Raw genomic sequence first — 26,371 nt, 5'->3', positions numbered from 1 at the left:
TGGCAGTTGCGTTTGCCACCTTGCTGCCCTGTTCTGGGCATCTGAAACCCCGCTGTCATCGTCGTGAAAGCACTCTGTGCCAGGCTCAATGCCGGGCACGAGGTTTTCGTGTGGGGGCCGCGGCTGTGCAGCATTTCGCTGTGTTTCGTGTGGAATCCAAAACGCTTGGGAAACGACAGTGCCCTCAGGGACAATTTTTGATTGATCTGAGCGGGGCATGGTCTTAAAGTCCGCGGCCGAACGTCCATGCTGGCAACGATCCATCCGGCTCAAGTACTGACGACGAGAGGTTGCGGCGCCTGATTCCAGGCACGGCAATTCTCGGCGACATGCCTTGGGAAGTAGGCGAACCAAAGTGGGGAAACTGATCAGACGTTCCAGGCCTGGCAACAGGCTTTCCGGCCTGCTGTTAATGGCCGCCCCCGACACCCGGTTGAACCTGTGCCCGGTTCAACTGCCCGAATCATAGTGTTCATGGTTTAGCCATTTGGAGCCCCGCATGTCGATCAAGGTCGAAGATTACTACCCACGCGAAACCTTCAACCGCATGAAGAACTTCGCAGACCAGCATGAAACCCCGTTCGTGGTGATCGATACCGCGATCATCAAGCAGGCCTATGATGACCTGCGCGCCGGTTTCGAATTCGCCAAGGTGTACTACGCCGTCAAGGCCAACCCGGCGATCGAGATCATCGAGTTGCTGCGCGACAAAGGCTCGAACTTCGACATCGCCTCGATCTACGAGCTGGACAAGGTGCTGTCGGCTGGCGTCACCCCGGATCGCATGAGCTACGGCAATACCATCAAGAAAGCCCGTGACGTTCGCTACTTCTACGAGAAGGGCGTGCGCCTGTTCGCCACCGACTCGGAAGCCGACCTGCGCAACATCGCCAAGGCCGCGCCGGGCTCGAAGATCTACGTACGTATCCTCACCGAAGGCTCGACCTCGGCCGACTGGCCACTGTCGCGCAAGTTCGGCTGCCAGACCGACATGGCCATGGACCTGCTGATCCTCGCCAAGCAACTGGGCCTGGTGCCTTATGGCATCTCCTTCCACGTGGGCTCGCAGCAGCGCGACATCGACGTGTGGGACGCTGCCATCGCCAAAGTCAAAGTGATCTTCGAGCGCCTGAAGGAAGAAGACGGCATCGTGCTGCAGATGATCAACATGGGTGGCGGCTTCCCGGCCAACTACATCACCCGTACCAACAGCCTGGAAACCTACGCTGAAGAAATCATCCGCTTCCTCAAGGACGATTTCGGCGACGAACTGCCGGAAATCATCCTCGAGCCAGGCCGCTCGCTGATCGCCAACGCCGGTATCCTGGTCAGCGAAGTGGTGCTGGTCGCGCGCAAGTCGCGTACCGCCGTCGAGCGTTGGGTGTACACCGATGTGGGCAAGTTCAGCGGCCTGATCGAAACCATGGACGAAGCCATCAAGTTCCCGGTCTGGACCGAGAAGAAGGGCGAGATGGAAGAGGTGGTCATCGCCGGGCCGACCTGCGACAGCGCCGACATCATGTACGAGCACTACAAGTACGGCCTGCCGCTGAACCTGGCCAGTGGTGATCGCCTGTACTGGTTCTCCACCGGCGCCTACACCACCAGCTACAGCGCGGTGGAGTTCAACGGCTTCCCGCCGCTGAAATCCTTCTACCTGTAAGCCTTACGCTGACACCAGACGCCCGCACTTGCTGCGGGCGTTTTGGTTTCTGCGGGGCAGGTCGATACCGGTTGGCATCGGTGCCTTGCCAGGGGGAAGCGGGCGGCGCGAGAATGCAGACACTTCTCTGCGGTAATTAAGGATCTCCGATGCCCGATCCCGTTGCAGCCGGCCTGCGCCTGGCGCCCGATGCACTCACTCGTCCCTTCTCGCCTCAGCAGTTCGCCTTCACCACCACCGATGATCTGGAACCTTTCCGTGGCGTGCTTGGCCAGGAACGTGCCGTCCAGGCGCTGCAGTTCGGCGTGGCTATGCCGCGCCCCGGTTACAACGTATTCGTCATGGGCGAGCCGGGCACCGGGCGGTTCTCCTTCGTCAAGCGCTACCTGCGGGCCGAGGGCAAGCGCCTGGAAACCCCGCCGGACCGCGTCTACGTCAATCACTTCGACGAGCCCCGCGAGCCCCGTGCCGTGGAACTGGCTGCCGGTACCGCCGGGGAGTTCATCGCTGATATCAACGTGCTGATCGACAACCTGTTGGCGACCTTTCCCGCAGTGTTCGAGCACCCATCGTTTCAGCAGAAAAAGAGCGCCATCGACCGCGCGTTTAACAAGCGCTACGACCAGGCACTGGATGTGATCGAGCGGCTGTCGCTGGAGCGCGGCATTGCCTTGTACCGGGACAGCACCAACATCGCCTTCACGCCGATGCTCGAAGGCAAATCCGTGGACGAGACCGAATTCGCCCAGTTGCCGGAAGCGGATCGCGAGCGTTTTCACGCCGATATCTCCATGCTGGAGGAGCGCCTCAACGAGGAGCTGGCCAGCCTGCCGCAATGGAAGCGCGAATCGAGCAACCAGCTGCGCCAGCTCAACGAGGACACCATCACCGTCGCGCTGCAGCCGCTGCTGGCGCCGCTCTCGCAGAAATACGCCGAGAACGCAGGCGTATGTGCCTACCTGCAAGCGATGCAGGTGGACTTGCTGAAAAGCGTGGTCGACCTGCTCATCGAAGTGGAAAAAGCCGACGCGCAGACCCGCAAGATGCTCGAAGAGCTGTACGCCCCCAGCCTGATCGTCGGCCACCACGCTAACGGCGGTGCGCCGGTGGTGTTCGAACCCCACCCGACCTACGACAACCTGTTCGGCCGTATCGAATACAACACCGATCAGGGGGCGCTCTACACCAGCTATCGTCAGCTGCGCCCGGGCGCGTTGCACCGTGCCAATGGCGGCTTCCTGATTCTCGAAGCGGAGAAGTTTCTCAGCGAGCCGTTCGTATGGGAGGCCCTGAAGCGCGCCCTGCAGTCACGCAAACTGAAGATGGAATCGCCGTTGGCCGATCTGGGCCGTATCGCCACGGTCACCCTCAACCCGGAAACCATCCCGCTGCAGCTCAAGGTGGTGATCATCGGCTCGCGTCAGCTCTATTACGCGCTGCAGGACGCCGATCCGGACTTCCAGGAGATGTTCCGGGTGCTGGTCGATTTCGACGAGGACATTCCCCTGGCAGACGACAGCCTGGAGCAGTTCGCCCAGTTGATGAAAACCCGCACCAACGAGGAGGGCATGGCGCCGTTGAGCGCCGCGGCCGTGGCTCGTCTGGCGACCTACAGCGCACGCCTGGCAGAACATCAGGGCCGGCTGTCGGCGCGCATCGGTGATCTGTTCCAACTGGTCAGCGAGGCCGACTTCATCCGCAACCTGGCGGGTGAAGCCGTCACCGACGCCGATCATATCGAGCGCGCGCTCAAGGCCAAGGCCACGCGCACCGGGCGGGTCTCCGCGCGGATCATCGACGACATGCTGGCCGGTATCATTCTCATCGACACCGCCGGTGCGGCCATCGGCAAGTGCAACGGCCTGACCGTGCTCGAAGTTGGCGACTCGGCCTTTGGCGTGCCGGCGCGTATTTCCGCGACCGTCTATCCGGGTGGTTCGGGTATCGTCGACATCGAGCGTGAGGTCAATCTCGGTCAGCCGATCCACTCCAAGGGGGTGATGATCCTCACCGGCTTCCTCGGCAGCCGTTACGCCCAAGAATTCCCCCTGGAGATTTCCGCGAGCATTGCCCTGGAACAGTCCTACGGCTATGTGGACGGTGACAGCGCCTCGCTCGGCGAAGTCTGCACGCTGATCTCGGCCCTCTCGCGCACGCCGCTCAAGCAGTGTTTCGCAATCACCGGGTCGATCAACCAGTTCGGCGAAGTGCAGGCGGTCGGTGGGGTCAACGAGAAGATCGAAGGCTTCTTCCGTCTCTGCGAGGCGCGTGGGCTGACCGGTGAGCAGGGGGCGATCATCCCGCACTCGAACGTCTCCACCCTGATGCTCGACGAGCGCGTGCTGCAGGCCGTGCGTGCCGGACAATTCCATGTCTATTCTGTGCGCCATGTCGACGAGGCCCTGAGCCTGCTGGTCGGCGAAGATGCGGGTACGCCGGACGACAAGGGTGTGTTCCCAAAAGGCAGCGTCAATGCCCGAGTGGTCGAGCGCCTGCGTGAGATCGCCGAAATCGGCATGGGCGAGGAAGACAAACCCGAGCAGGCCAAGGAAGCGCTGACCGCTGCGCTGCCAGAGAAGGCGCCGAAGAAGCCGCGGGTGAAAAAGCCGTCGGTCGAGTGAGTGGGGACGCGGGCAAGTTGATCAATTCATGAACGCCTCGCCCGCGGCTACCCAGTCTGCTAGATGGCCGCGCTTGCTCACCTGTCATGCACAGAGTTATCCACAGGTTCTGTGAATAAAGCTACCTTTGCCGATGAGGGTTACGGGTGTAGGCTGCAAGTCTGTTCCCGCGAGGATTGCCGCCATGTCGCGTAGCCTCTGCCTGACCCGCGAGTACCTGGGCGTAACCACCCGCATCGAATGCGCGGTGCTGCCGCTGGCGGGTGAGCGCGGGCTGTGGACATTGATCTGCATCGCCGGCATGTCTGCCAGACAACCCTCCGCTGTCAAGGCGCAAGGCCCATTCCACGGGCCTTTGGTGGTCGAAGAATTGCTTGATGAGATCGCCGAAAGCCTGGCTGTGCAAGGCTACGGTGCCTGCAACGAACCGCTTATCTGGCGCCTGCATGCCCAGGCGGAGTTACGCCGCCTCAATGGTGACAGTAGCCATTCAAGTGTCATCCACTTGTCCGGGCCCGATAACTGACCGCAAGGCGTATCAGGCACCTTTTCGGGGCGGCAAACGGTCTGCTGCGGCGTTGCGTCGCAGTTTTTATCCACAATCTGCATGACAGCCACGCTTTGCGTTATATGGGCGTCTTTGCGACTGCCGGTGGTGGCTTGCCTGCGCTCCAGCGCTGGGTATACTCGCGCGCTGTTTCAATCATCTGTGAGAGTCCATGGAACGCTTTATCGAAAACGCGATGTACGCATCGCGCTGGCTGCTGGCCCCCATCTATTTCGGCCTGTCGCTTGGCCTGCTGGCGCTGGCATTGAAGTTCTTCCAAGAAATCATCCACATCCTGCCCAACATCTTCGCCATGGCTGAAGCCGAGTTGATTCTGGTGCTGCTGTCGCTGGTCGACATGGCCCTGGTCGGTGGTCTGCTGGTGATGGTGATGATGTCCGGCTACGAGAACTTCGTTTCGCAGCTGGATATCGACGAAGGCAAGGAAAAGCTCAGCTGGCTGGGCAAGATGGATTCCAGCTCGCTGAAAATGAAGGTGGCGGCCTCCATCGTGGCGATCTCCTCGATTCACCTGCTGCGGGTGTTCATGGATGCGCGTAACCACGATCCCGAGCACCTGAAGTGGTATGTGATCATCCACATGACCTTCGTCGTTTCAGCCTTCGCCATGGGTTATCTAGACAAACTGACCAAGCACGACTGATCGTTGACATGGTCAAGGACGCCCGGCTTTCCACTGGAAGGCCGGGCGTTTTGTTATCTGTGTGGCAGTAATCGTATAGTGGCTGCTCCCGCTATCGAGGACATGCCATGACTTTGCCCGAATTGCTGCGCTCGGCTCGCAGTGGCGCGGTAAGCGAACTCGAACTGATTTCCCTGGAAGGCGGCATCTACCTGCTGCAGATCATTGGTGCCCAGCGGCGTTGTCACCTCGTCGATGACGCCGGCCGCAATCTGCGCCTGCGTTCGGTTGAGCACGCCAGGGATCTGCTGCAGGAGTTGCCGGAGGTGCCGTTGTTCCTGGTGCATGCGTCGGCCTACGACGAAATGTGCGGCCTGCCAGGCGGAACCCGCGACGCGCTACGCGTGCCTGTCAGCCTGCGCAGTAGCTGGTGAGCCGTGCTAGGCTAGCCGGCCTTTTTCCCAGCTTGCGGAGCGGCAATATGTCCGAACTCAATCTTTCTACTGACGAAGCGCGCGTCAGCTACGGCATTGGCCGTCAACTCGGTGGCCAGCTGCGTGACAACCCGCCGCCGGGCGTCAGCCTTGACGCAGTATTGGCTGGTCTGTCCGATGCGTTCGCCGGTCAGGAAAGCCGTGTCAGCGAAGCCGAACTGTCGGCCAGCTTCAAGGTGATCCGCGATGTCATGCAGGCTGAAGCCAAGGCCAAGGCCGACGCGGCTGCCGGTGAAGGCCTGGCCTTCCTGGCCGAGAACGCAAAACGTCAGGGCATCACCGTGCTGGGGTCCGGCCTGCAGTACGAAGTACTGACCGCAGGCGAGGGCGCCAAGCCATCGCGTGACGACAGCGTGCGCACTCACTACCATGGCACCCTGATCGACGGCAGCGTATTCGACAGCTCCTACGAGCGCGGCCAGCCGGCCGAATTCCCGGTCGGTGGCGTGATCGCTGGCTGGACCGAGGCCCTGCAACTCATGGGTACCGGCAGCAAATGGCGCCTGTACGTGCCGAGCGAACTGGCCTACGGCGCCCAGGGCGTTGGCAGCATCCCACCGCACAGCGTGCTGGTTTTCGATGTCGAGCTGCTCGACATTTTGTAATCGTTGCATGGGGCGGATCGGGCGCTTGGCCCGTTCCTTCCGCCCACCATCGCGATGGCACAAGGTGGGCGGTGAAACGTCCACCTTAAGCTTTGAGGCGACTATCGCCACCTGTCACGGGCGCAAGGCTCGTGCATAGCAGTACAGGAACAGGCTACGAACCAGCTCCTTGAGTACCAGCGGCTCGCTGGAGCTCAGTTCGTGCAGATCCAGGTCACCCTGTTTACGCAGTTCATCCAGCGCCTCTTCCTCGAGAACGGCGCAGACTTCGCCTGTTTCCCTGTGCAGGATGCGCAGATAGGGATGAGGGCGATCCAGCCAGGCATCTATCAAGTAAGTCATGCTCATCATCTCCCTGAGTCAGTGGTAGATATGAGAATAATTCTTATTACGTTAATAGCAAGCTTTAATCGTGGCCTTTCGTCGATCCAATCGTCAGCAGTGGTTTCCAGTCTCTGATGATGTGCGGCGGACGGCAAACTCAGAGCGCGGGCCACAAAAAAGCCCGTCATGTAGACGGGCTTCGGTACGCTGCTCTTGCTAGCTAGTGCGTGCGAGCTACCGCAAAGTGGCTCAGCTCCACCAGCGCGTCGCGGTACTTGCTGGCTGGCAGGACTTCCAGGCAGGTGATGGCGCGCTCGGCGTAGTCGCGGGCCAGGTTGGCGGTGTAATCCAGGGCGCCAGCCGCTTCCACGGCATTACGGATGCTTTCCAGGTCTTCCAGGCCACCTTTCTGAATCGCCTTGCGTACCAGGGCAGCCTGTTCCGGCTGGCCTTCGCGCATGGTGTAGATCAGCGGCAGGGTGGGCTTGCCTTCGGCCAGGTCGTCACCGACGTTCTTGCCCAGGGTGGCCGCATCGCCCTTGTAATCGAGCAGATCGTCGACCAGTTGGAAGGCGACGCCCAGGTGGTCACCGAAGGTGCGCAGTGCTTCGTTCTGCTCGGGCGTGGCCTCGGCCAGCGCGGCAGCGCTCTGGGTCGAGGCCTCGAACAACATGGCGGTCTTGCCGCGGATGACTTCCATGTAGGTTTCTTCGGTGGTGCTGGCATCGCGGATCTTCGACAGCTGCAGCACTTCGCCTTCGGCAATCACCCGCGTGGCCTTGGAGAGGATCTTCATCACCGGCATCGAGCCGAGTTCGACCATCATCTCGAACGAGCGTGAATAGAGGAAGTCGCCGACCAGCACGCTCGGTGCGTTGCCCCATTGCGCGTTGGCCGTGCTGCGGCCGCGGCGCATGTCGGACATGTCGACCACATCGTCGTGCAGCAAGGTGGCGGTGTGCAGGAACTCGATGGTGGCGGCCAGTAAGCGCAGCCGGTCGTCGCTCATGCCCAGAGCCTTGCCACTGAGTAGCACGAGCAATGGGCGCAGGCGTTTTCCACCAGCGGAAATGATGTAGTCGCCGATCTTCTCGACCAGCGGGACGCGGGAAACCAGCTGCTGACGGATAATGCCGTCCACGGCGATAAAGTCATCCGCTACCACACTGTAAAAAGCCTGGGGTTGCATCAGCGACACGTGCTCCTTCTAGGTTGCGCGGCATGTTAGGTGCTGTTGAGGTTTCAGTGCAAGCCGAAGGGCAACTGGGGCGCTCTGATAAAGGCGGCAAAGCCTATGTGGCGCGGTGGTGGCGTCAAGGTGAGCGCTTATGGCGCTTGCACAGCCCTGGGGGCTTGCGTACAATCGCGCACCCTGAACTTCCCCCTGGGTATTTCCCTGCCTTACGCAATTGCAAGGGTGTCCTTCCGGCCCCAAGCAGCCATGCCAGCCGACACTTATTCCTATAAAGCGCTGGGTGAGCAGGATTAACGGAGATTTACCATGTACGCAGTAATTGTTACTGGTGGCAAGCAATACAAAGTCACCGAAGGCGAATACCTCAAGGTCGAGAAACTGGAAATCGCCACTGGCGAAGCAGTGACTTTTGACCGCGTGTTGCTGATCGGCAACGGTGATGACGTGACCATCGGCGCACCTGTCGTTGACGGCGCCAAGGTTGTAGCTGAAGTCGTTTCGCAAGGTCGTCACGATAAAGTTACCATCATCAAGTTCCGTCGTCGTAAGCACCACATGAAGCGTCAGGGCCACCGTCAGTGGTTCACTGAGATCAAAATCACCGGTATTCAGGCCTGATACGTCTCGTCTGAGCCCTTTATAGGAGTATTGAACTCATGGCACACAAAAAAGCTGGCGGTAGTACCCGCAACGGTCGCGACTCAGAAGCCAAACGCCTTGGCGTGAAGATGTATGGCGGCCAGAAAATCATTCCTGGCAACATCATCGTGCGTCAGCGCGGTACCCAATTCCACGCTGGTTACGGCGTTGGCATGGGTAAAGATCACACCCTCTTCGCGAAAATCGAAGGCGTGATCAAGTTTGAAGTAAAAGGCGCGTTCAACCGCCGTTACGTGAGCGTCGTCGCAGCTTAATCGCGACGTTGCTGGAAAAGCCCCGTCCTGCGACGGGGCTTTTTTGTTTCTGTATCCTATGGCGTGGCTTGGCTCTGCTTTCCTGTTTGGGAAGTGGCTGCAAGGCACGTACTTCGTGGGTTCTTGCCAAACTGTCCTGGGTTAACGCGGGCGGTTTCAGGGCAATTTTGCAAGCACCCGGTGTTTCTTGTTTCAGTGACCCGCGTTTTAAGCGGGAGGCGTATCCATGAAATTCGTCGATGAAGTATCGATTTCTGTAAAGGCTGGTGATGGTGGTAACGGCATGATGAGCTTCCGACGCGAGAAGTTCATCGAGAACGGTGGCCCCAACGGTGGTGATGGTGGTGACGGCGGCTCGATCTTTATCGAGGCTGCCGCGAACCTCAATACGTTGGTGGACTACCGATATACCCGTCGCTTCCAGGCGCCCAATGGTGACAAGGGTGGTAGCACCGATTGCACCGGGGCCAAGGGTGAGGATCTGATTCTGCCGGTGCCGATTGGCACCACGGTGATCGATGCTGGCACTCAGGAAGTGATTGGCGACCTGACCAAAGCCGGGCAGCGGCTGCTGGTCGCTCAGGGTGGCTGGCATGGTCTGGGTAATACCCGCTTCAAATCCAGTACCAACCGTGCGCCGCGGCAGACCACGCCAGGTAAGCCGGGTGATGCGCGTGACCTCAAGCTGGAATTGAAAGTGCTGGCGGATGTTGGCCTGCTTGGCCTGCCCAATGCCGGCAAGAGCACCTTGATCCGTTCGATTTCGGCGGCCAAGCCGAAGGTCGCTGATTATCCCTTCACCACCTTGATTCCGAATCTGGGTGTGGTGAGTGTCGACCGCTACAAGAGCTTCGTGGTTGCCGACATTCCAGGGCTGATCGAAGGTGCTTCCGACGGTGCTGGCCTGGGGATTCGTTTCCTCAAGCATTTGTCGCGTACTCGCTTGCTGCTGCATCTTGTCGATATGGCGCCGCTGGATCTGACCGATCCGGCAGAGTCGGCTGCCGTCATCGTTGCCGAACTGACCAAGTTCAGCCCGTCGCTGGCGGAGCGTGAGCGTTGGTTGGTGCTGAACAAGGCCGACCAGATCCTCGATGAGGAGCAGGAGGCGCGGGTCGCTGAAATCGTTGCGCGGATCGAGTGGGCCGGTCCTGTGTATGTGGTTTCTGCGCTGGCGCGAGAGGGCACTGAGCAGCTGTGCTATGACATCATGGATTTCCTCGAGGCGCGCGCTGAGCGCATCCAGGAAAATCCGGAATATGCATCTGAGCTGGCTGAACTCGATACCCGAATCGAAGATGAGGCCCGCGCTCAGTTGCAGGCGCTGGATGATAAGCGTGCCCTGCGCCGCTCCGGTGTCCGGCCTGTCGCGGAGGCTGAAGAGGATGACAGCTTCTGGGATGAGGAAGATGAAGAGGATGGCCCGGAAATCATTTACGTCCGGGACTGATGGGACGACAGACGCCGCTTTTTAGCGGCGTTTTTGTAAGTTCGGCTGTTGCCGTCGGCGATGGCTTGCGAAAATGTGCTTCTGGCTAGGGTTGGACAACATGCGTGACAAGGTAAGTGGTGCGCAGCGCTGGGTGGTGAAGATCGGCAGTGCCTTGCTGACTGCTGATGGCAAAGGCTTGGATCGCGGCGCCATGGCGGTGTGGGTCGAGCAGATGGTGGCGCTGCGTGCGCAGGGCGTCGAGCTGGTGCTGGTATCGTCCGGTGCGGTGGCGGCGGGCATGAGCCGTCTCGGCTGGACTGCGCGACCGAGTGCCATCCACGAGCTGCAGGCTGCGGCCGCCATCGGGCAGATGGGGCTTGTGCAGGCTTGGGAGTCGAGTTTCGGCGAGCATGGCCGACGCACAGCGCAGATCCTGCTGACCCATGACGACCTGTCCGATCGCAAGCGCTACCTCAATGCACGCAGCACCTTGCGTACCCTGATCGATCTCGATGTGGTGCCGGTGATCAACGAGAACGATACTGTGGTGACCGACGGTATTCGTTTCGGTGACAACGACACTCTGGCGGCGCTGGTGGCCAACCTGGTGGAAGCCGACCTGTTGGTGATCCTTACCGACCGCGACGGCATGTTCGATGCTGATCCACGTAGCAACCCCGATGCCCAGCTGATCCACGAGGCGCGCGCCGATGATCCGGCGCTGGATGCCGTTGCCGGCGGTGTCGGCGGCGCGCTGGGGCGCGGTGGCATGCAGACCAAGCTCCGCGCTGCGCGACTGGCGGCCCGTTCCGGTGCACACACGGTGATCGTTGGTGGCGCCATCGAGCAGGTACTCGCGCGGCTCAAAACTGGCGAGCTGCTCGGCACGCTGCTGGTGCCGGAGCGCGGCATGCTGGCGGCGCGCAAGCAGTGGCTGGCGGGGCATCTGCAGACGCGTGGCACTCTGGTGCTGGATGCCGGTGCGGTCAAGGCGCTGGTGTCTGATCGCAAGAGCCTGCTGCCGGTTGGCGTGAAGGCGGTGCAGGGCAGTTTCCGCCGCGGTGAGATGGTGGTGTGCGTGGCGCCGGACGGTCGTGAGATCGCCCGCGGCCTGGCCAACTACAGTGCGCTCGAGGCGCAGAAGATCATTGGCCGCCCTTCGGATGAAATCGAGCGGCTGCTGGGGTACGTCGATGAAACCGAGCTGGTGCATCGCGATAATCTGATTCTGGTGTAAATGGCTGCTTTGGAGGTTGCGATGCGTAGGCTTCTGTTGGTTGCAGCAACATTGATGGCTCTACCCCTGGGGGCTGTGGCCGAAGAGATCGGGCAGGTGTCTACCGTCTTCAAATGGGTGGGGCCGAACGACAAAATCGTGGTCGAGGCGTTTGATGATCCGAAGGTGGCGGGCGTGACCTGTTACCTGTCGCGCGCCAAGACCGGTGGCGTGAAGGGTGGTCTCGGTCTGGCGGAAGACCGTGCCGAGGCATCGATTGCCTGTCGGCAGGTCGGCCCGATCAGCTTCGCGGGTGAGCTCAAGGATGGCGAAGAAGTTTTCCGCGAGCGTACCTCGCTGGTGTTCAAGACCATGCAGGTGGTGCGGTTCTTCGATCAGAAACGCAACACCCTGGTGTATCTGGTCTATAGCGACCGGATCATCGAAGGCAGTCCACAGAATGCGGTGACCGCCATTCCGATTTTGCCTTGGCAGAAGGCGCAGTAAGTCTCCGAGCGCGCGACCTTCGTCGCGGCGCTTTGGGTTCGTGAGCGTCTGCCCGCGAACCTCTTTCCCTTGGCGAGCTTCAGATCCGGAACCGCGCGACCAGTGTGTTGAGGTCGACGGCCAGGCGCGAGAGCTCCTGGCTGGCGGCGCTGGTCTGGTTGGCGCCAGCGGATGTCTGCAGCGACAGGTCGCGAATGTTCACCAAGTTGCGGTCGACTTCCCGGGCTACCTGAGCCTGTTCTTCCGAGGCGCTGGCGATCACCAGGTTGCGTTCGTTGATCATGGCGATCGCTTCGGTGATCTGCTCCAGTGCGCTACCGGCGCCTTTTGCCACTTCCAGTGTCGAGCGTGCCCGGTCATTGCTGTTCTGCATGGCGACGACGGTTTTCTCGGTGCCCGCCTGAATCCCGCCGATCATGCCCTCGATTTCCTGGGTCGACTGCTGAGTGCGATGCGCCAGAGCGCGAACCTCGTCGGCGACCACCGCGAATCCGCGCCCGGCATCGCCGGCCCGTGCCGCTTCGATGGCGGCGTTCAGGGCGAGCAGGTTGGTCTGTTCAGCAATCGAGCGAATCACATCGAGCACCTTGCTGATTTCACGAATCCGCTCGGCGAGTTGCTCGACCTCGCTGGAGGTGGCAGTTACATCCCGGGTCAGCTGGCTGATCGACTCGACGGTTTCGCGTACCTGCTCGCGGCCCCTCAGCGCCGTGGTGTTCGAGGCCTGGGAGGCTTCCGAGGTGCTCACTGCGTTGCGCGCCACTTCTTCCACGGCGGCGGTCATCTCGTTGACGGCGGTGGCGGCCTGTTCGATTTCGGTGTTCTGCTGATGCAGGCCGCGTGTGGAGTCCTCGGTAACCGCATGCAGTTCTTCGGAGGCCGACGCCAGCTGGTTCGAGGAGTCGGAAATGCTCTGGATGGCGGCGTGCAGGTTCTTCTGCATAACCTGCAGGGCGGTCATCAGGCGAGCCGGCTCGTCCGTGCCTTTCACTTGAATGCTTTGGGTCAGGTCGCCGGCGGCGATGACCTCGGCGACGCGCAGGGATTCGCCTAGTGGTCCGACGATGCTGCGGGTCAGTACGACGGCCAGTAGCGCGGTGAGGGCAAGGCTGATGACCAGCGTGGTGATGACCATCCGTTCGGCGTTGTCGAAGGCAGCCTGGCTGGCGTCCGTAGACTTTATGGCGCCGTCATTGTTGAAGCTGGAAATGTTCTTTATGGCCGCCGCCAACCCGTCGGCATAAGTGGACAAGGGGCCGTTGGCCAGGCTAGTGGCTTCGTCGAGGCGTCCGGCGCGTGCCGCGCCTGTCACCTGCTGCTGCAGGTTGGCGTATTCGTCGTAGGCCTTGTGAAGTTGATCGAGCAGTGCCTGCTCCTGCGGCGAGCCGACCAGCTTGGCGTAAGCGTCGAACTGTTGCGGAACCGCCTTTACCAGGCCGTCGATTGTGTTGACTGTGCTTTGTCGTTCGGCTTCGTCGGTCAACAAAACGCTACGCAGTGTCAGGGCGCGGATGCGGCCTATGTTGGTGGCCAGGCCTTCGGCGGTGATCAGTGATGGCAGCCAGTTATCGCGGATCTGATCCGACGCGGTGTCCATGCGGTTCATCTGTGACAGCGCAAAGACCCCAAGCCCCAGCAGCAGGGCTGCCAGTAATGCGAACGCCAGGCCAGCGCGCTTTCCTATATTCAATCCTCTCAGCCACATAACGGACATCCCTTTCGTTATCCGCGCACCATGCAGCGGACGATGTCAGGATATCGGCAGATCGATCTTGGGCTTGAAGTGGTTCGGGGGCTGGTCGGCTGTACTTTTCTACAGGCAATAAAAAACCGACCCTGAGGTCGGTTTTTCACGAAACGGGACGCTTAAGCAGCAGCTTGGCTGAGTGCTTTTACGTGACCGTTCAGGCGGCTCTTGTGACGAGCAGCCTTGTTCTTGTGGATGATGCCTTTGTCGGCCATACGGTCGATAACAGGCACAGCCAGAACGTAAGCAGCTTGTGCTTTCTCGTGGTCTTTGGCGTCGATAGCCTTGACTACGTTCTTGATGTAGGTACGAACCATGGAGCGCAGGCTGGCGTTATGGCTACGACGCTTCTCAGCCTGTTTTGCGCGTTTTTTGGCAGAAGGTGTATTGGCCACCGTCAAGCTCCTCGAAAACTATGGGTTACAAACAAATAAGGCCGCGAATCATGCAGGCGAGTGGCGTGCTTGTCAAGGCGGATCACTGCTCGATCATTACGAACTGCCGGACGGGAAGGGTGCTTTCTCGGCGTGGGGATTCTACACTCGCCGCCCGTGCAGGTGAATGCCGCACGAGCAGGAAATTTTGTGGTCTGTGTCTGGCGCAATGCAGCAACCGCCTCTGGTCGGTGTGCATGGCGTTGACCAACGCTTCGAACCTGAATCAGGGCGCTTTCGCTGAATGAACTTACTCAAGTCGCTGGCTGCAGTCAGCTCGATCACCATGCTGTCGCGGGTTCTCGGTTTCGTGCGCGACACCATCATGGCCAGGATCTTTGGTGCTGGTATCGCCTCGGATGCCTTCGTGGTGGCATTCAAGCTGCCTAACCTGCTGCGTCGTATATTTGCCGAAGGCGCCTTTTCTCAAGCCTTCGTGCCGATCCTGGCAGAGTACAAGACGCAGAAGGGCGAGGAAGCAACCCGCACTTTTGTCGCTTATGTGGCTGGTCAGCTGACTCTGGTGCTGGCTCTGGTGACGCTGCTCGGCGTGCTGGCCGCGCCGTGGATCGTCTGGGCATCGGCGCCGGGCTTCAGCGATAACCCCGAGCGCTTCGAGCTGACCAGCGATCTTTTGCGAGTGACCTTTCCTTATATATTCCTGATTTCGCTGTCGTCCTTCGTCGGCGCGTTGCTCAACACCTGGAACCGCTTCGCCGTACCGGCTTTCGTGCCGACGCTGCTCAATGTCAGCATGATTTTCTTTGCGCTGTTCCTGACGCCCTATTTCGATCCACCGATCATGGCCATGGGTTGGGCGGTGCTGGTCGGCGGGTTGCTGCAGTTGCTGTATCAACTGCCGCACCTGCGCAAGATCGGTCTGCTGGTGCTGCCGCGCCTCAATCTTCGCGACAGTGGCGTGTGGCGTGTGCTGCGGCAGATGGGGCCGGCGATCCTCGGCGTATCGGTGGCGCAGATTTCCCTGATCATCAACACCGTGTTTGCTTCCTTTCTGGTGGCCGGCTCGGTGTCGTGGATGTATTACGCCGACCGCCTGATGGAGTTGCCGGCCGGTGTGCTGGGCGTGGCGCTGGGCACGATTCTGCTGCCGTCGCTGGCGAAGACCCATGCCGCCGAAGATCCAGCTTCCTACTCGAAACTGCTCGACTGGGGCCTGCGCCTTTGCGTCCTGCTCGCGCTGCCCTGTGCGTTGGCTTTGGCGCTGCTGTCCGAGCCGCTGGTGGTGGCGCTGTTTCAGTACGGCAAGTTCACTGCCGCCGATGCCGATATGACCCAGCGCGCGTTGCTCGCCTATTCGGTAGGCCTGCTCGGCATGCTGCTGGTCAAGGTGCTGGCCCCGGCGTTCTATGCTCGTCAGGATATTCGCACCCCCGTGCGCATCGCCATGTTCACCCTGCTGATGACGCAGGTGATGAACGTGCTATTTGTCTTCGTTATCCCGCTGGCGCATGCCGGGCTGGCCTTGTCCATTGGCCTGGCTGCTTGCCTGAATGCGGGGCTGCTGTTCTGGAAGTTGCGTTCTCGCGGCTTCTACCAGCCGCAGCCTGGCTGGGGTTTGTTTGCCGGCAAGCTGCTGGCGGCGGTGCTGGTGATGGTTGTGGTGCTGAGCGGCATGCTGTGGCTGATGCCGGCTTGGGCCGATGGCAATATGTTGCAGCGCTTGCTGCGGCTGGGCGCATTGGTTGCGGCTGGGGCGTTGAGCTATTTCGCGGTGCTGGGCATTCTCGGTTTCCGTCTGCGCGACTTCGCCCGTCGTTCGGTTGGTTGAGTGAGTGTGCCGCGCTAATCTGTGGTGCCAGTAATAGAGCACCGTATCAACCTACCCGGCGCCAGCCGCTGTGCGTATAATTGGCCACTTTGTGAGCAAGAAGTGCGTTATGCAGCTGGTTCGAGGCCTTCATAATCTGCGGCCCCAGCATCGGGGCTGCGTCGCCACCATCGGTAATTTCGACGGCGTTCATCGTGGCCACCAGGCGATTCTGGCGCGTTTACGTGAGCGTTCGGCGGAGCTTGGCGTACCGAGCTGCGTGGTGCTGTTCGAGCCGCAGCCGCGTGAATACTTCGACCCCAATGGCGCACCCGCCCGGTTGAGCCGCCTGCGCGACAAGCTCGCGCTACTGGCTGCCGAAGGTGTCGACCGCGTGCTGTGCCTGACCTTCAACCCACGCTTGCGTGAGTTGAGCGCGGCGGAGTTCGTGCAGCGCGTATTGCTCGACGGCCTGGGTGTTCTGCATCTGGAAGTGGGTGACGATTTCCGCTTTGGTTGCGACCGCGCGGGTGATTTCGCCTTTCTGGCCGAGGCCGCACAGCGCGAAGGCTTTACTGTCGAGGCGGCCAAGACCGTGGAGGTCGATGGTCAGCGGGTCAGCAGTACGCGCGTGCGTGAGGCCCTGGCCAACGGTGATTTCAAGGTTGCCGAAGGCATGCTCGGGCGGCCCTTCCGGATCGTCGGGCGGGTGCTGCACGGGCAGAAGCTTGGGCGTCAATTGAATGCGCCGACCGCCAACGTGCAGCTCAAGCGCAAGCGCGCGCCGCTGACCGGGGTTTACCTGGTCAGCGCCGAGATAGATGGCCGGCCATGGCCTGGCGTCGCCAATATTGGCGTGCGCCCCAGCGTGGCCGGTGACGGGAGCGCCCACCTCGAGGTGCACCTGCTGGATTTTGCCGGCGACCTGTATGGCCGGCGTTTGACGGTGGCATTCCACCACAAGCTGCGCGATGAGCAGCGTTTCGCCTCACTCGAGGCACTGAAGACGGCAATTGCTGCCGATATTGCCGCCGCCCGCGCCCATTGGCACGGCCAACCGCTTAAGTGAAGAGCCGAGATGACCGACTATAAAGCCACGTTGAATCTTCCTGATACCCAGTTCCCGATGAAGGCTGGCCTGCCGCAGCGCGAGCCGCAAATCCTGCAACGCTGGGACGACATTGGTCTGTATCAGAAGCTGCGTGAGATTGGCGCCGACCGGCCGAAGTTCGTCCTGCACGACGGCCCGCCCTATGCGAACGGCAGCATTCATATCGGTCACGCGCTGAACAAGATTCTCAAGGACATCATCACCCGCTCCAAGACCATCGCGGGCTTCGATGCGCCTTACGTACCGGGCTGGGATTGCCATGGCCTGCCGATCGAGCACAAGGTTGAAACCACCTTTGGCAAGAACCAGCCGGCCGATCTGACCCGCGAGCGTTGCCGTACCTACGCCGGCGAGCAGGTCGAAGAGCAGAAGGGCAACTTCATCCGCCTCGGCGTGCTGGGCGAGTGGAACAACCCCTACCTGACCATGAACTTCGCCAACGAGGCCGGTGAAATCCGTGCCTTGGCGGAGATCGTCAAGAAGGGCTTCGTGTTCAAGGGCCTGAAACCGGTCAACTTCTGTTTCGATTGCGGTTCGGCACTGGCCGAGGCCGAGGTCGAGTATCAGGACAAGAAGTCCGATGCCATCGACGTTGCCTTCCCGATCGAAGACGCCGACAAGCTGGCCGCCGCATTCGGCCTGGCCAGCCTGAGCAAGCCGACCAGCATCGTCATCTGGACCACCACGCCCTGGACCATCCCGGCCAACCAGGCGCTGAACGTGCACCCAGAGTTCAACTACGCCCTGGTGGACGTCGGTGATCGCCTGTTGCTGCTGGCCGAAGAAATGGTCGAGAGCAGCCTGCAACGTTATGGCCTGCAGGGCGAAGTCGTCGCCATCGCGGCGGGCGCCAAGCTGGAACTGATCAATTTCCGTCATCCGTTCTACGATCGCCTGTCGCCGCTTTACCTGGCCGACTACGTCGAACTGGGTGCCGGCACCGGTATCGTGCACTCCGCGCCAGCCTACGGTGAGGACGACTTCTACAGCTGCAAACGCTACGGCATGAGCAACGACGACATCCTCAACCCGGTGCAGAGCAACGGCGTCTACGTCGAGTCGCTGCCGTTCTTCGGTGGCCAGTTCATCTGGAAGGCCAACCCGGCCATCGTCGCCAAGCTCGAAGAAGTTGGCGCGCTGCTCAAGCACGAAGCGATCAACCATAGCTACATGCACTGCTGGCGCCACAAGACGCCGCTGATCTACCGCGCCACCGCGCAGTGGTTCATTGGCATGGACAAGCAGCCGAACGAGGGTTCCACCCTGCGTGAGCGCTCGCTGGCAGCCATCGAAGAAACCCAATTCGTACCGGCCTGGGGCCAGGCGCGTCTGCACAGCATGATCGCTGGCCGCCCTGACTGGTGTATCTCGCGTCAGCGTAACTGGGGCGTGCCGATCCCGTTCTTCACGCACAAGGAAAGCGGCGAGCTGCACCCGCGTACCGCCGAGCTGATGGAGCAGGTGGCGCAGCGCGTCGAGCAGGAAGGCATCGAAGCCTGGTTCAAGCTCGACACCGCCGAGCTGCTGGGTGACGAAGCCGGGCAGTACGACAAGAGTCGTGACACCTTGGACGTCTGGTTCGATTCCGGTACCACTCACTGGCATGTGCTGCGCGGCTCCCATGCCGAGCTGGCGCATCCGAATGGCCCGGCCGCCGACCTCTATCTGGAAGGCTCCGACCAGCACCGCGGCTGGTTCCACTCCTCGCTGCTGACCGGTTGTGCCATCGACGGTCACGCGCCGTACAAGGAACTGCTGACCCACGGCTTCACCGTCGACGAGCAGGGCCGCAAGCAGTCCAAGTCGCTGGGCAACGTGGTCGCTCCGCAGAAGGTCATCGACAGCCTGGGCGCCGACATCCTGCGCCTGTGGGTTTCCTCCACCGATTACTCGGGCGAGATGGCGGTCTCCGACCAGATCCTGCAGCGCAGCGCCGATGCTTACCGGCGTATCCGCAATACTGCACGCTTCCTGCTCTCCAACCTCAGCGGCTTCGATCCGGCTCAGCACCTGCTGGCCCCCGAAGACATGCTGGCCCTGGATCGCTGGGCTGTGGATCGCGCCCTGCTGCTGCAGCGCGAGATCGAAGAGGCTTACACCAGCTATCGCTTCTGGAACGTGTACCAGAAGGTGCACAACTTCTGCGTGCAGGAGCTGGGTGGCTTCTACCTCGACATCATCAAGGATCGCCAGTACACCACCGCCGCCGACAGCGTGGCGCGTCGCTCCTGCCAGACCGCCATGTTCCATATCGCCGAAGCGCTGGTGCGCTGGATCGCGCCGATCCTGTCGTTCACCGCGGACGAAATCTGGCAGTACCTGCCGGGCGAGCGCAACGAGTCGGTAATGCTCAATACCTGGTACGCAGGCTTGAGCGAGCTGCCAGCCGGTTTCGAGCTGGATCGCGCCTTCTGGGATCGCGTCATGGCGGTCAAGACCGCGGTCAACAAGGAACTGGAGAACCAGCGCAGCGCCAAGCTGATCGGTGGCAACCTGCAGGCCGAAGTGACCCTGTACGGTGAAGAGTCGCTGGTTGCCGACCTGACCCGTCTGGGCGATGAACTGCGCTTCGTGCTGATCACCTCCGGTGCCAGTCTGGCACCTCTGGCCGCCGCGCCGGCTGATGCGGTGCAGACCGAAGTCAGCGGGCTGAAGCTGAAGATCGTCAAATCCGGCCTGACTAAGTGCGCGCGCTGCTGGCACTTCTGCGCCGACGTCGGTACCCATGCCAACCACCCGGAGATCTGTGGCCGTTGCGTGGACAACATCGAAGGCAAGGGCGAGGTGCGCCACCATGCGTAAGGCTTTGGCCCGCATCGCGGAGATGCATTCATGAGCGCGCGTTTCGGCAAGCTCGGCTGGGTGTGGTTGAGCGTGGTGATCTTCGTGGTCGATCAGATCACCAAGTACTGGTTCGATAACAACCTGCAGATGTACGAGCGCATCGTGGTCATTCCCGACTACTTCAGCTGGACGCTGGCCTACAACACCGGCGCTGCCTTCAGCTTCCTGGCCGGTGCGGGCGGCTGGCAGCGCTGGCTGTTTACCCTGATCGCCCTGGTGGTCAGCGTGGTGCTGGTGGTGTGGCTCAAGCGTCTGAAGTCCGACGAAACCTGGCTGGCCGTCGGCCTGGCCCTGGTACTCGGCGGCGCGCTGGGCAACCTGGTGGATCGCGTGGTGTTCGGCCACGTGGTCGACTTCATTCTGGTGCACTGGCAGAACCGCTGGTATTTCCCGGCGTTCAACCTGGCCGATAGCGCGATCACCGTCGGTGCCGTGCTGCTGGCGCTGGACATGTTCAAGAGCAAGAAATCGGAAGAAGAGGTGGCACGTGACTGATGTACGTATCGGCCCGGATCGGCAGGTAACCCTGCATTTCGCGCTGAAGCTGGATAACGGCGATGTCGTCGACAGCACCTTCGACAAGCAGCCACCCACCTTCAAGGTCGGCGATGGCAACCTCCTGCCGGGGTTCGAGTCCGCGCTGTACGGCTTCAAGGCCGGCGACAAGCGCAGCGTGACCGTGCTACCGGAGCAGGGCTTCGGTCAGCCGAACCCGCAGAACGTGCAGGTCATGCCGCGTTCGCAGTTTCAGGGCATGGAATTGTCCGAGGGGCTGCTGGTGATCTTCAACGACGCCGCCAATACCGAACTGCCCGGTGTGGTCAAAGCCTTCGATGACGCTCAGGTGACCATCGACTTCAATCACCCGCTGGCTGGCAAGACGCTGACGTTCGACGTCGAGATCATCGACGTCCAGGCGATCTGACGAGACGCCAGCGGATCAGACGGACATTCCTCGTGAACGCGCTGTCTATCGCGTAAGGTCTTTTGGGCTTACGCGATACACTCTCCACTCAAGCTTCCGTGCCGAGCGTGCCATGCATATCAAACTCGCCAATCCCCGCGGTTTCTGCGCCGGTGTCGACCGCGCCATCGAGATCGTCAACCGCGCCCTCGAGGTGTTCGGTCCGCCGATCTACGTGCGTCACGAAGTGGTGCACAACAAGTTCGTGGTCGAGGATCTGCGCTCCCGCGGCGCCATATTCGTCGAAGAGCTGGATCAGGTGCCCGATGACGTCATCGTCATCTTCAGCGCCCACGGCGTATCCCAGGCCGTGCGCAACGAAGCCACCAACCGTGGCCTGAAAGTGTTCGACGCCACCTGCCCGCTGGTCACCAAGGTGCATCTGGAAGTGGTGCGCTACAGTCGAGACGGCCGCGAGTGCATCCTTATCGGCCATGCCGGTCACCCGGAAGTCGAAGGCACCATGGGCCAGTACGACGCCAGCAATGGCGGCGCCATCTACCTGGTCGAAGACGAGGCGGATGTCGCCAAGCTGCAGGTGCGCGACCCCGACTCCCTGGCCTTCGTCACCCAGACCACGCTGTCGATGGACGACACCAGCAAGGTCATCGATGCCCTGCGCACACGCTTCCCCACTATCGGCGGTCCGCGTAAGGACGACATCTGCTACGCCACCCAGAACCGCCAGGATGCGGTCAAGCAACTGGCCGACGAGTGCGATGTGCTGCTGGTAGTCGGTAGCCCCAACAGCTCCAACTCCAACCGCTTGCGCGAACTGGCCGAGCGCATGGGCACGCCTGCTTACCTGATTGACGGCGCCGATGACCTCAAGCGCGAATGGTTCGAGGGTGCCAAGGGCATCGGTATCACCGCCGGCGCCTCTGCCCCTGAAGTGCTAGTGCGCGGTGTGATCGACAAGCTTGGCGAGTGGGGCGCCAGCAACGTCCAGGAACTCGACGGCCGCCCCGAGAACGTGACCTTCTCCATGCCCAAGGAGCTGCGCCTGAAAGCGGTGTAGTCACCATATTCATAGCTGAAAAGGCCCGGGGCACTTGGAAGTGCCCCGGGCCTTTTTATTTAGGGCCGATGATATCGGTCATGAGCCACGTGCTATCCGAATACCGCGCTTTGCCAGTGCTCTTCACTGACGATGGCGATAGGAGAACCGGCCTCTCTTAATTCGACGGCTTTCTTGATCTTGGTGCCATAGGTGCTGTGCAGCCATTGTTCGTTGCCGATGCTACCGACCACCAAGTAGTGGATTTTCTTGCTGATGCTTGAGCCGATTTGTCCATTACGTTCGAGGACAAGGGTTTCGCAGTTCTTACGGGGGCCGTAAGCCATCACTCCCGTGAATACGAACAGGCGACCACTCCACTCCATTGCGGGAGCCGGATGATTGAGTGGAAGTGAATTCGGTGTTGTGAAGGCATTGTCTCGAGGATTAGTCCTGCCTTTATTCATGCCGCTGAAGCAGCGCAGCATGCCAAGCAGTTCTTCAGACTCTTCGGCATCCAAGATGCCGTCAGCGAGCATATCGGAAAGGCGTCGGTAGAGCAGGTTGATCACAGGATCTTCGAGGTGGGATAGATTCTGGACGATCCAACTTTCCAGAAACTCGGCTTCCCGCTGATTGACTAGGCCGTCTGCAATGATTCCTGTAGCCAGCCCTGACAAGGCATCAGCGGAGCGCTTATCAATACGGGCCTCGTGAAAGAAGCGGCTATTTTTGAACTCTTCGTGAAGATCAGCCATTTGCTTCTCCCTGATCGGCTACGCCTAGCTTGCCCAAGTCCGGGGTGAACGTGACAACCATCCCCGTGGCGCTGCAGTTAAGTACCAACTCCAGTGACAAATCTATGAGCAGATCTTCGCCGCGCAAGCCCTGCCACTGTGCCAAGTACTGCAAGGCGCCAAACTTTTCTTTCTTCTTCAGCGCACGGCTGACTCCACCTTTCCAATTAAGAAGAGGTAGCGCCCCTGCTTTACAGTGATCAACCAGCCCAGGATTTGATTCGGCGAGCTTGCGACCTGTTTCCCAGCATTTGATTAGCCCTTGGTCGGAGCCCTGCCAGGTTTGTTTCCAATCGATATCTCGACGAATAGGGTTCGAGATGGGGATGTTGATGACTGTTTCGGCTGCCATGATTACCTCCGCGATCCATGCTTTTTGGCATATTGCCATCATTGGCGCTGATGGTGCTACAGGGGGGATGCAGTGTCCCGAATTTGTATAGATCAAAACGCAGGCATAAAAAAGCCGGCTTGTGGCCGGCTTTCGTAAGGCAGGTTGTGCTTATTTTTGGTAAGCAGCAGCTGCCTTGGTGATCTCGGCGCGGGCGGCTTCTGCGTTGCCCCAGCCTTCGACTTTGACCCATTTGCCTTTCTCGAGATCTTTGTAGTTCTCGAAGAAGTGCTTGATCTGCTCGATCAGCAGCGGGGGCAGGTCGGTGTATTCCTTGATGTCTTTGTAGATGGTGGTCAGCTTGTCGTGCGGGACGGCGATCAGCTTGGCGTCGCCACCGGCTTCGTCGGTCATGTGCAGCACGCCGACCGGACGGGCGCGGATCACCGAGCCTGGTGCTACTGGGTACGGCGTCACGACCAGCACGTCGAGGGGGTCGCCGTCGTCGGCCAGGGTGTGCGGGATGAAACCGTAGTTGGCCGGGTAGAACATCGGGGTGGCCATGAAACGGTCGACGAACAGGCAGTCGGTGTCGTGATCGATTTCGTATTTGATCGGCGCGTGGTTGGCCGGGATCTCGATAGCGACGTAGATGTCATTCGGCAGGTCTTTACCGGCCGGAACCTTGCTGTAGCTCATGGGTGACTCCCTGATGTGCGCCAAAAAAAGTGGCGCGATTATAGGTGGATTCCCGCGTCGTTGCCATTACAGCCATTGGTCGTATCCGGCTGGGCGGGGTTGGGTTCCTGATAGTCCGGGTGTTCGACCTGCAGGCGGCGCAAACGTGCCAGCGGATCCTGTCGATAGAACAGACGCAACTGCGCGTAGACCGCTGGAAAGGCCTCTTCGAGCAGGTCGGGAGCGTTGAAGAAATACTCGCTGGTCACCGCAAAGAACTCGGCGGGGTTTTCCGCTGCATAGGGATCGATAGCGGTCTGCGCCTCCTCATCGGCGTCCAGCTCGGCGTTCATGCTGTCGAACGCTTGCTGCATGGCAAGGGCCCACTGCTGGATATCCATATTGCTGTGCAGCGGCGGCAGGCCGTTGGCGTCGCCGCCGAGCATGTCCAGCTTGTGCGCCAGTTCGTGGATCACCAGGTTGTAGCCTTCCCAGCCGCCGCTGGCCTGCACGCCGGGCCAGGCGAGAATCACCGGGCCTTGTTGCCAGGCTTCGCCGCTGTGTTCGCCATCCCATTCATGTTCGATACCGCCTGAGTCGCGATGGCGTTGCGGGCTGACGAAGTCGTCCGGATAGAGGATGACCTCGTGAAAGCCCTGGTACCAGTTCAGCTCGGCCAGCCCGAGCAGCGGCAATTCGGCCAGGGCCGCCAGGGCCAGGCGGTCGTCGTGGTCGAGTTCGAGGCCGGGCAGGGTAGTCAGGTGTTTGTTGTGCAGAAACAGCACGGCGCGCTCGCGCAGGCGCTGCTGCTCTTCTTCGCTGAGTCCGTCGAGAATCGGCAGGCGCTGGCGCACGACGGCCCAGCTGCTGTCGCTGACAGGGTTGCGGGAGAGGATGCGCCGACGGCGCCAGGCGCTAAACGACCACATGACAAAAGCTCGGTTGCAGGGTGGCGTCACCTTAAGCAGGCCATCCGCTTACCGCAAGCGCGCAGGCGTTACGCGCTGTTGAAGGGCAAAGGGATGCCTGTTTGCCAGACAGGTGCACCTGGCAGCGCCACGCGACTGAGTCTTGCTCGCCTGGGGACTCCTGGCAGGCAGGATGCGGGGCGCTGCTGTGCTAATCTGCGGCCATGTTTTCACTCGGTTCGCCCGGCTTTCGGCGCGCCTGTTTTCGAGGTTTTCATGCATATCCACATTCTCGGCATCTGCGGCACGTTCATGGGGTCGCTGGCAGTACTGGCCAAGGAGCTGGGCCATCGCGTCACCGGTTCCGATGCCAACGTCTATCCGCCCATGAGTATCCAGCTCGAAGCTCAGGGCATCGAGCTGATGCAGGGCTACGATCCCGCCCACCTGCAGCCGGCTCCCGATCTGGTGGTGGTAGGCAATGCCATGAGCCGCGGCAACCCGGCGGTGGAGTACGTGCTCAACAAGGGGCTGCCCTACGTGTCCGGACCGCAGTGGCTGGCCGACCATGTGCTGCAGGGCCGTTGGGTGATGGCGGTTGCCGGCACCCACGGCAAGACCAGCAGTTCGAGCATGCTCGCCTGGGTGCTCGAGCATGCGGGCATGGCGCCGGGCTTCCTGATTGGTGGCGTGCCGCAGAACTTCGGCATTTCCGCGCGTCTGGGCGATACGCCGTTCTTCGTGGTCGAGGCCGATGAATACGACAGCGCGTTCTTCGACAAGCGCAGCAAGTTCGTCCACTACCGCCCGCGTACCGCGATCCTCAACAACCTCGAGTTCGACCACGCGGATATCTTCCCTGATCTGGCGGCCATCGAGCGCCAGTTCCATCACCTGGTACGGATTATTCCCGGCGAAGGCCTGGTCATCCATCCGGCCAGCGAAGCCGCGCTGGCGCGGGTGATCGGCATGGGCTGCTGGACGCCCGTGCAGACCACTGGCGAGGGTGGTCAGTGGCAGGCGCGCCTGCTGGCTGTCGACGGCTCTCGGTTCGAGGTGAGTTTCGATGGCAAGGTCGAGGGTGTGGTGGAGTGGGGCCTGACCGGCCAGCACAACGTCGCCAATGCCTTGGCTGTGCTGGCTGCGGCGCGGCATGTCGGTGTCGTGCCGGCGCTGGGCGTCGAGGCGCTGGGGCGTTTCATCAATGCCAAGCGGCGTATGGAAAAGGTCGCCGACGTGAAGGGCGTGACCGTCTATGACGACTTCGCCCACCACCCGACAGCCATCGCCACCACCCTCGACGGCCTGCGCAAGCGGGTTGGCGATGAGCAGGTCATCGCGATCATCGAGCCGCGTTCCAATTCCATGAAACTCGGCGCCCATCGCGATGGCCTGGCGGAATCTGCCCTGCAGGCCGATGCGGTGTTCTGGTACGCACCGCCGAATCTGGGCTGGGATCTGGCGGCCACCGTGGCTGGCGCTTCCAATCCGACTCAGGTCTGTGATTCGCTGGAGGCGATCATCGAGGGGGTCAAGGCGCTGGTGCGTCCCGGCACCCAAGTAGTGATCATGAGCAATGGTGGCTTCGGCGGCTTGCACGGCAAGCTGGCCGCGGCGCTGGAGGCATGAGC

At 61.1% G+C, this 26,371-nt stretch carries 26 protein-coding genes; 18 read left to right on the top strand and 8 right to left on the bottom strand.

The window, feature by feature from the left end; genetic code table 11:
• Nucleotides 1-499 precede the first annotated feature (499 nt).
• From ACZ3GY_RS22840 to bamJ, 6 genes are all read left to right on the top strand, one after another.
• Nucleotides 500-1,663, top strand: a complete 1,164-nt coding sequence (locus ACZ3GY_RS22840) for a type III PLP-dependent enzyme (RefSeq protein WP_225838302.1) — start codon at nucleotides 500-502, stop codon at nucleotides 1,661-1,663.
• A 149-nt stretch (nucleotides 1,664-1,812) separates the two neighbouring features.
• Nucleotides 1,813-4,284, top strand: a complete 2,472-nt coding sequence (locus ACZ3GY_RS22835; RefSeq protein WP_463562326.1) for a Lon protease family protein — start codon at nucleotides 1,813-1,815, stop codon at nucleotides 4,282-4,284.
• Nucleotides 4,285-4,468: 184 nt separating this feature from the next.
• Entirely contained in the window at nucleotides 4,469-4,810 is a 342-nt protein-coding gene (locus tag ACZ3GY_RS22830) for a PA4575 family protein (RefSeq protein WP_465912092.1), read from the top strand.
• A gap of 193 nt (nucleotides 4,811-5,003) precedes the next feature.
• Nucleotides 5,004-5,495, top strand: a complete 492-nt coding sequence (locus ACZ3GY_RS22825; protein ID WP_463562324.1) for a TIGR00645 family protein — start codon at nucleotides 5,004-5,006, stop codon at nucleotides 5,493-5,495.
• Nucleotides 5,496-5,602: 107 nt separating this feature from the next.
• On the top strand, nucleotides 5,603-5,908 hold the full coding sequence (locus ACZ3GY_RS22820; protein WP_465912091.1) for a DUF6482 family protein: 306 nt from the start codon (nucleotides 5,603-5,605) through the stop codon (nucleotides 5,906-5,908).
• Nucleotides 5,909-5,955: 47 nt separating this feature from the next.
• A complete protein-coding gene (bamJ, locus tag ACZ3GY_RS22815) occupies nucleotides 5,956-6,573 on the top strand; it encodes a BamJ family beta-barrel-assembly machinery protein (RefSeq protein WP_463570020.1) in 618 nt (205 codons plus the stop codon).
• Nucleotides 6,574-6,687: 114 nt separating this feature from the next.
• Here bamJ and ACZ3GY_RS22810 read toward each other — a convergent pair whose 3' ends face one another.
• On the bottom strand, nucleotides 6,688-6,915 hold the full coding sequence (locus ACZ3GY_RS22810) for a PA4570 family protein (protein ID WP_084306976.1): 228 nt from the start codon (nucleotides 6,913-6,915) through the stop codon (nucleotides 6,688-6,690).
• Nucleotides 6,916-7,117: 202 nt separating this feature from the next.
• Complete coding sequence (locus tag ACZ3GY_RS22805; RefSeq protein ID WP_465912090.1) at nucleotides 7,118-8,086, bottom strand: polyprenyl synthetase family protein; 969 nt, start codon at nucleotides 8,084-8,086, stop codon at nucleotides 7,118-7,120.
• 312 nt (nucleotides 8,087-8,398) lie between these two features.
• Between ACZ3GY_RS22805 and rplU the strand changes: the two genes are divergently transcribed.
• The 5 genes from rplU to ACZ3GY_RS22780 all read left to right on the top strand — a co-directional run bounded on the left by rplU (nucleotide 8,399) and on the right by ACZ3GY_RS22780 (nucleotide 12,161).
• On the top strand, nucleotides 8,399-8,710 hold the full coding sequence (rplU, locus tag ACZ3GY_RS22800; protein WP_225838316.1) for a 50S ribosomal protein L21: 312 nt from the start codon (nucleotides 8,399-8,401) through the stop codon (nucleotides 8,708-8,710).
• A gap of 38 nt (nucleotides 8,711-8,748) precedes the next feature.
• Complete coding sequence (rpmA, locus tag ACZ3GY_RS22795; protein ID WP_003176049.1) at nucleotides 8,749-9,006, top strand: 50S ribosomal protein L27; 258 nt, start codon at nucleotides 8,749-8,751, stop codon at nucleotides 9,004-9,006.
• A gap of 226 nt (nucleotides 9,007-9,232) precedes the next feature.
• Nucleotides 9,233-10,456 carry an Obg family GTPase CgtA gene (cgtA, locus tag ACZ3GY_RS22790; protein ID WP_465912089.1) on the top strand — a complete coding sequence of 408 codons (1,224 nt, stop codon included), beginning with the start codon at nucleotides 9,233-9,235 and terminating at the stop codon, nucleotides 10,454-10,456.
• Between the two features lie 100 nt (nucleotides 10,457-10,556).
• A complete protein-coding gene (proB, locus tag ACZ3GY_RS22785; RefSeq protein WP_465912088.1) occupies nucleotides 10,557-11,675 on the top strand; it encodes a glutamate 5-kinase in 1,119 nt (372 codons plus the stop codon).
• Nucleotides 11,676-11,696: 21 nt separating this feature from the next.
• Nucleotides 11,697-12,161 carry a CreA family protein gene (locus ACZ3GY_RS22780; protein ID WP_465912087.1) on the top strand — a complete coding sequence of 155 codons (465 nt, stop codon included), beginning with the start codon at nucleotides 11,697-11,699 and terminating at the stop codon, nucleotides 12,159-12,161.
• Nucleotides 12,162-12,240: 79 nt separating this feature from the next.
• Here the strand turns inward: ACZ3GY_RS22780 and ACZ3GY_RS22775 are convergent, their stop codons facing one another.
• Both ACZ3GY_RS22775 and rpsT read right to left on the bottom strand, forming a co-directional pair.
• Complete coding sequence (locus ACZ3GY_RS22775) at nucleotides 12,241-13,866, bottom strand: methyl-accepting chemotaxis protein (RefSeq protein ID WP_465912086.1); 1,626 nt, start codon at nucleotides 13,864-13,866, stop codon at nucleotides 12,241-12,243.
• 161 nt (nucleotides 13,867-14,027) lie between these two features.
• A complete protein-coding gene (gene rpsT, locus ACZ3GY_RS22770) occupies nucleotides 14,028-14,303 on the bottom strand; it encodes a 30S ribosomal protein S20 (RefSeq protein ID WP_042556309.1) in 276 nt (91 codons plus the stop codon).
• 283 nt (nucleotides 14,304-14,586) lie between these two features.
• Here rpsT and murJ point away from each other — a divergent pair, with 283 nt between their 5' ends.
• The 6 genes from murJ (at nucleotide 14,587) to ispH (ending at nucleotide 22,047) form a co-directional block, all read left to right on the top strand.
• Nucleotides 14,587-16,131 (top strand): murein biosynthesis integral membrane protein MurJ, encoded by a 1,545-nt coding sequence (gene murJ / locus ACZ3GY_RS22765; RefSeq protein WP_465912085.1) that lies wholly within the window; start codon nucleotides 14,587-14,589, stop codon nucleotides 16,129-16,131.
• 109 nt (nucleotides 16,132-16,240) lie between these two features.
• Nucleotides 16,241-17,179, top strand: a complete 939-nt coding sequence (ribF, locus tag ACZ3GY_RS22760) for a bifunctional riboflavin kinase/FAD synthetase (RefSeq protein ID WP_465912084.1) — start codon at nucleotides 16,241-16,243, stop codon at nucleotides 17,177-17,179.
• Nucleotides 17,180-17,188: 9 nt separating this feature from the next.
• Nucleotides 17,189-20,023 carry an isoleucine--tRNA ligase gene (gene ileS, locus ACZ3GY_RS22755; protein ID WP_465912083.1) on the top strand — a complete coding sequence of 945 codons (2,835 nt, stop codon included), beginning with the start codon at nucleotides 17,189-17,191 and terminating at the stop codon, nucleotides 20,021-20,023.
• 30 nt (nucleotides 20,024-20,053) lie between these two features.
• A complete protein-coding gene (lspA, locus tag ACZ3GY_RS22750; RefSeq protein ID WP_465912082.1) occupies nucleotides 20,054-20,560 on the top strand; it encodes a signal peptidase II in 507 nt (168 codons plus the stop codon).
• The gene (locus ACZ3GY_RS22745) at nucleotides 20,553-20,990 is read left to right on the top strand and encodes an FKBP-type peptidyl-prolyl cis-trans isomerase (protein WP_465912081.1); all 438 of its coding nucleotides are present in this window, start codon (nucleotides 20,553-20,555) and stop codon (nucleotides 20,988-20,990) included. Before lspA ends, ACZ3GY_RS22745 begins: the two co-directional genes overlap by 8 nt.
• Before the next feature lie 112 nt (nucleotides 20,991-21,102).
• Nucleotides 21,103-22,047, top strand: a complete 945-nt coding sequence (gene ispH / locus ACZ3GY_RS22740; RefSeq protein ID WP_465912080.1) for a 4-hydroxy-3-methylbut-2-enyl diphosphate reductase — start codon at nucleotides 21,103-21,105, stop codon at nucleotides 22,045-22,047.
• 92 nt (nucleotides 22,048-22,139) lie between these two features.
• Here the strand turns inward: ispH and ACZ3GY_RS22735 are convergent, their stop codons facing one another.
• From ACZ3GY_RS22735 to ACZ3GY_RS22720, 4 genes are all read right to left on the bottom strand, one after another.
• Complete coding sequence (locus tag ACZ3GY_RS22735; protein ID WP_465912079.1) at nucleotides 22,140-22,784, bottom strand: BRCT domain-containing protein; 645 nt, start codon at nucleotides 22,782-22,784, stop codon at nucleotides 22,140-22,142.
• Complete coding sequence (locus ACZ3GY_RS22730) at nucleotides 22,777-23,175, bottom strand: hypothetical protein (protein ID WP_465912078.1); 399 nt, start codon at nucleotides 23,173-23,175, stop codon at nucleotides 22,777-22,779. The genes ACZ3GY_RS22735 and ACZ3GY_RS22730 overlap by 8 nt, the downstream gene beginning before the upstream one ends.
• Before the next feature lie 150 nt (nucleotides 23,176-23,325).
• The gene (ppa, locus tag ACZ3GY_RS22725; protein ID WP_225838331.1) at nucleotides 23,326-23,853 is read right to left on the bottom strand and encodes an inorganic diphosphatase; all 528 of its coding nucleotides are present in this window, start codon (nucleotides 23,851-23,853) and stop codon (nucleotides 23,326-23,328) included.
• A 38-nt stretch (nucleotides 23,854-23,891) separates the two neighbouring features.
• Nucleotides 23,892-24,761, bottom strand: coding sequence for a M90 family metallopeptidase (locus ACZ3GY_RS22720; protein ID WP_465912077.1), 870 nt, complete (start codon nucleotides 24,759-24,761; stop codon nucleotides 23,892-23,894).
• A 255-nt stretch (nucleotides 24,762-25,016) separates the two neighbouring features.
• On the opposite strand from ACZ3GY_RS22720, the gene mpl reads away from it, so the two are divergent.
• Entirely contained in the window at nucleotides 25,017-26,369 is a 1,353-nt protein-coding gene (mpl, locus tag ACZ3GY_RS22715; protein WP_465912076.1) for a UDP-N-acetylmuramate:L-alanyl-gamma-D-glutamyl-meso-diaminopimelate ligase, read from the top strand.
• The last annotated feature ends 2 nt before the right edge of the window (nucleotides 26,370-26,371 follow it).

It is taken from the genome of Pseudomonas sp. PME37.24/006 (assembly GCF_055556635.1).
This window is presented reverse-complemented; position numbering and strand designations above follow the sequence as displayed.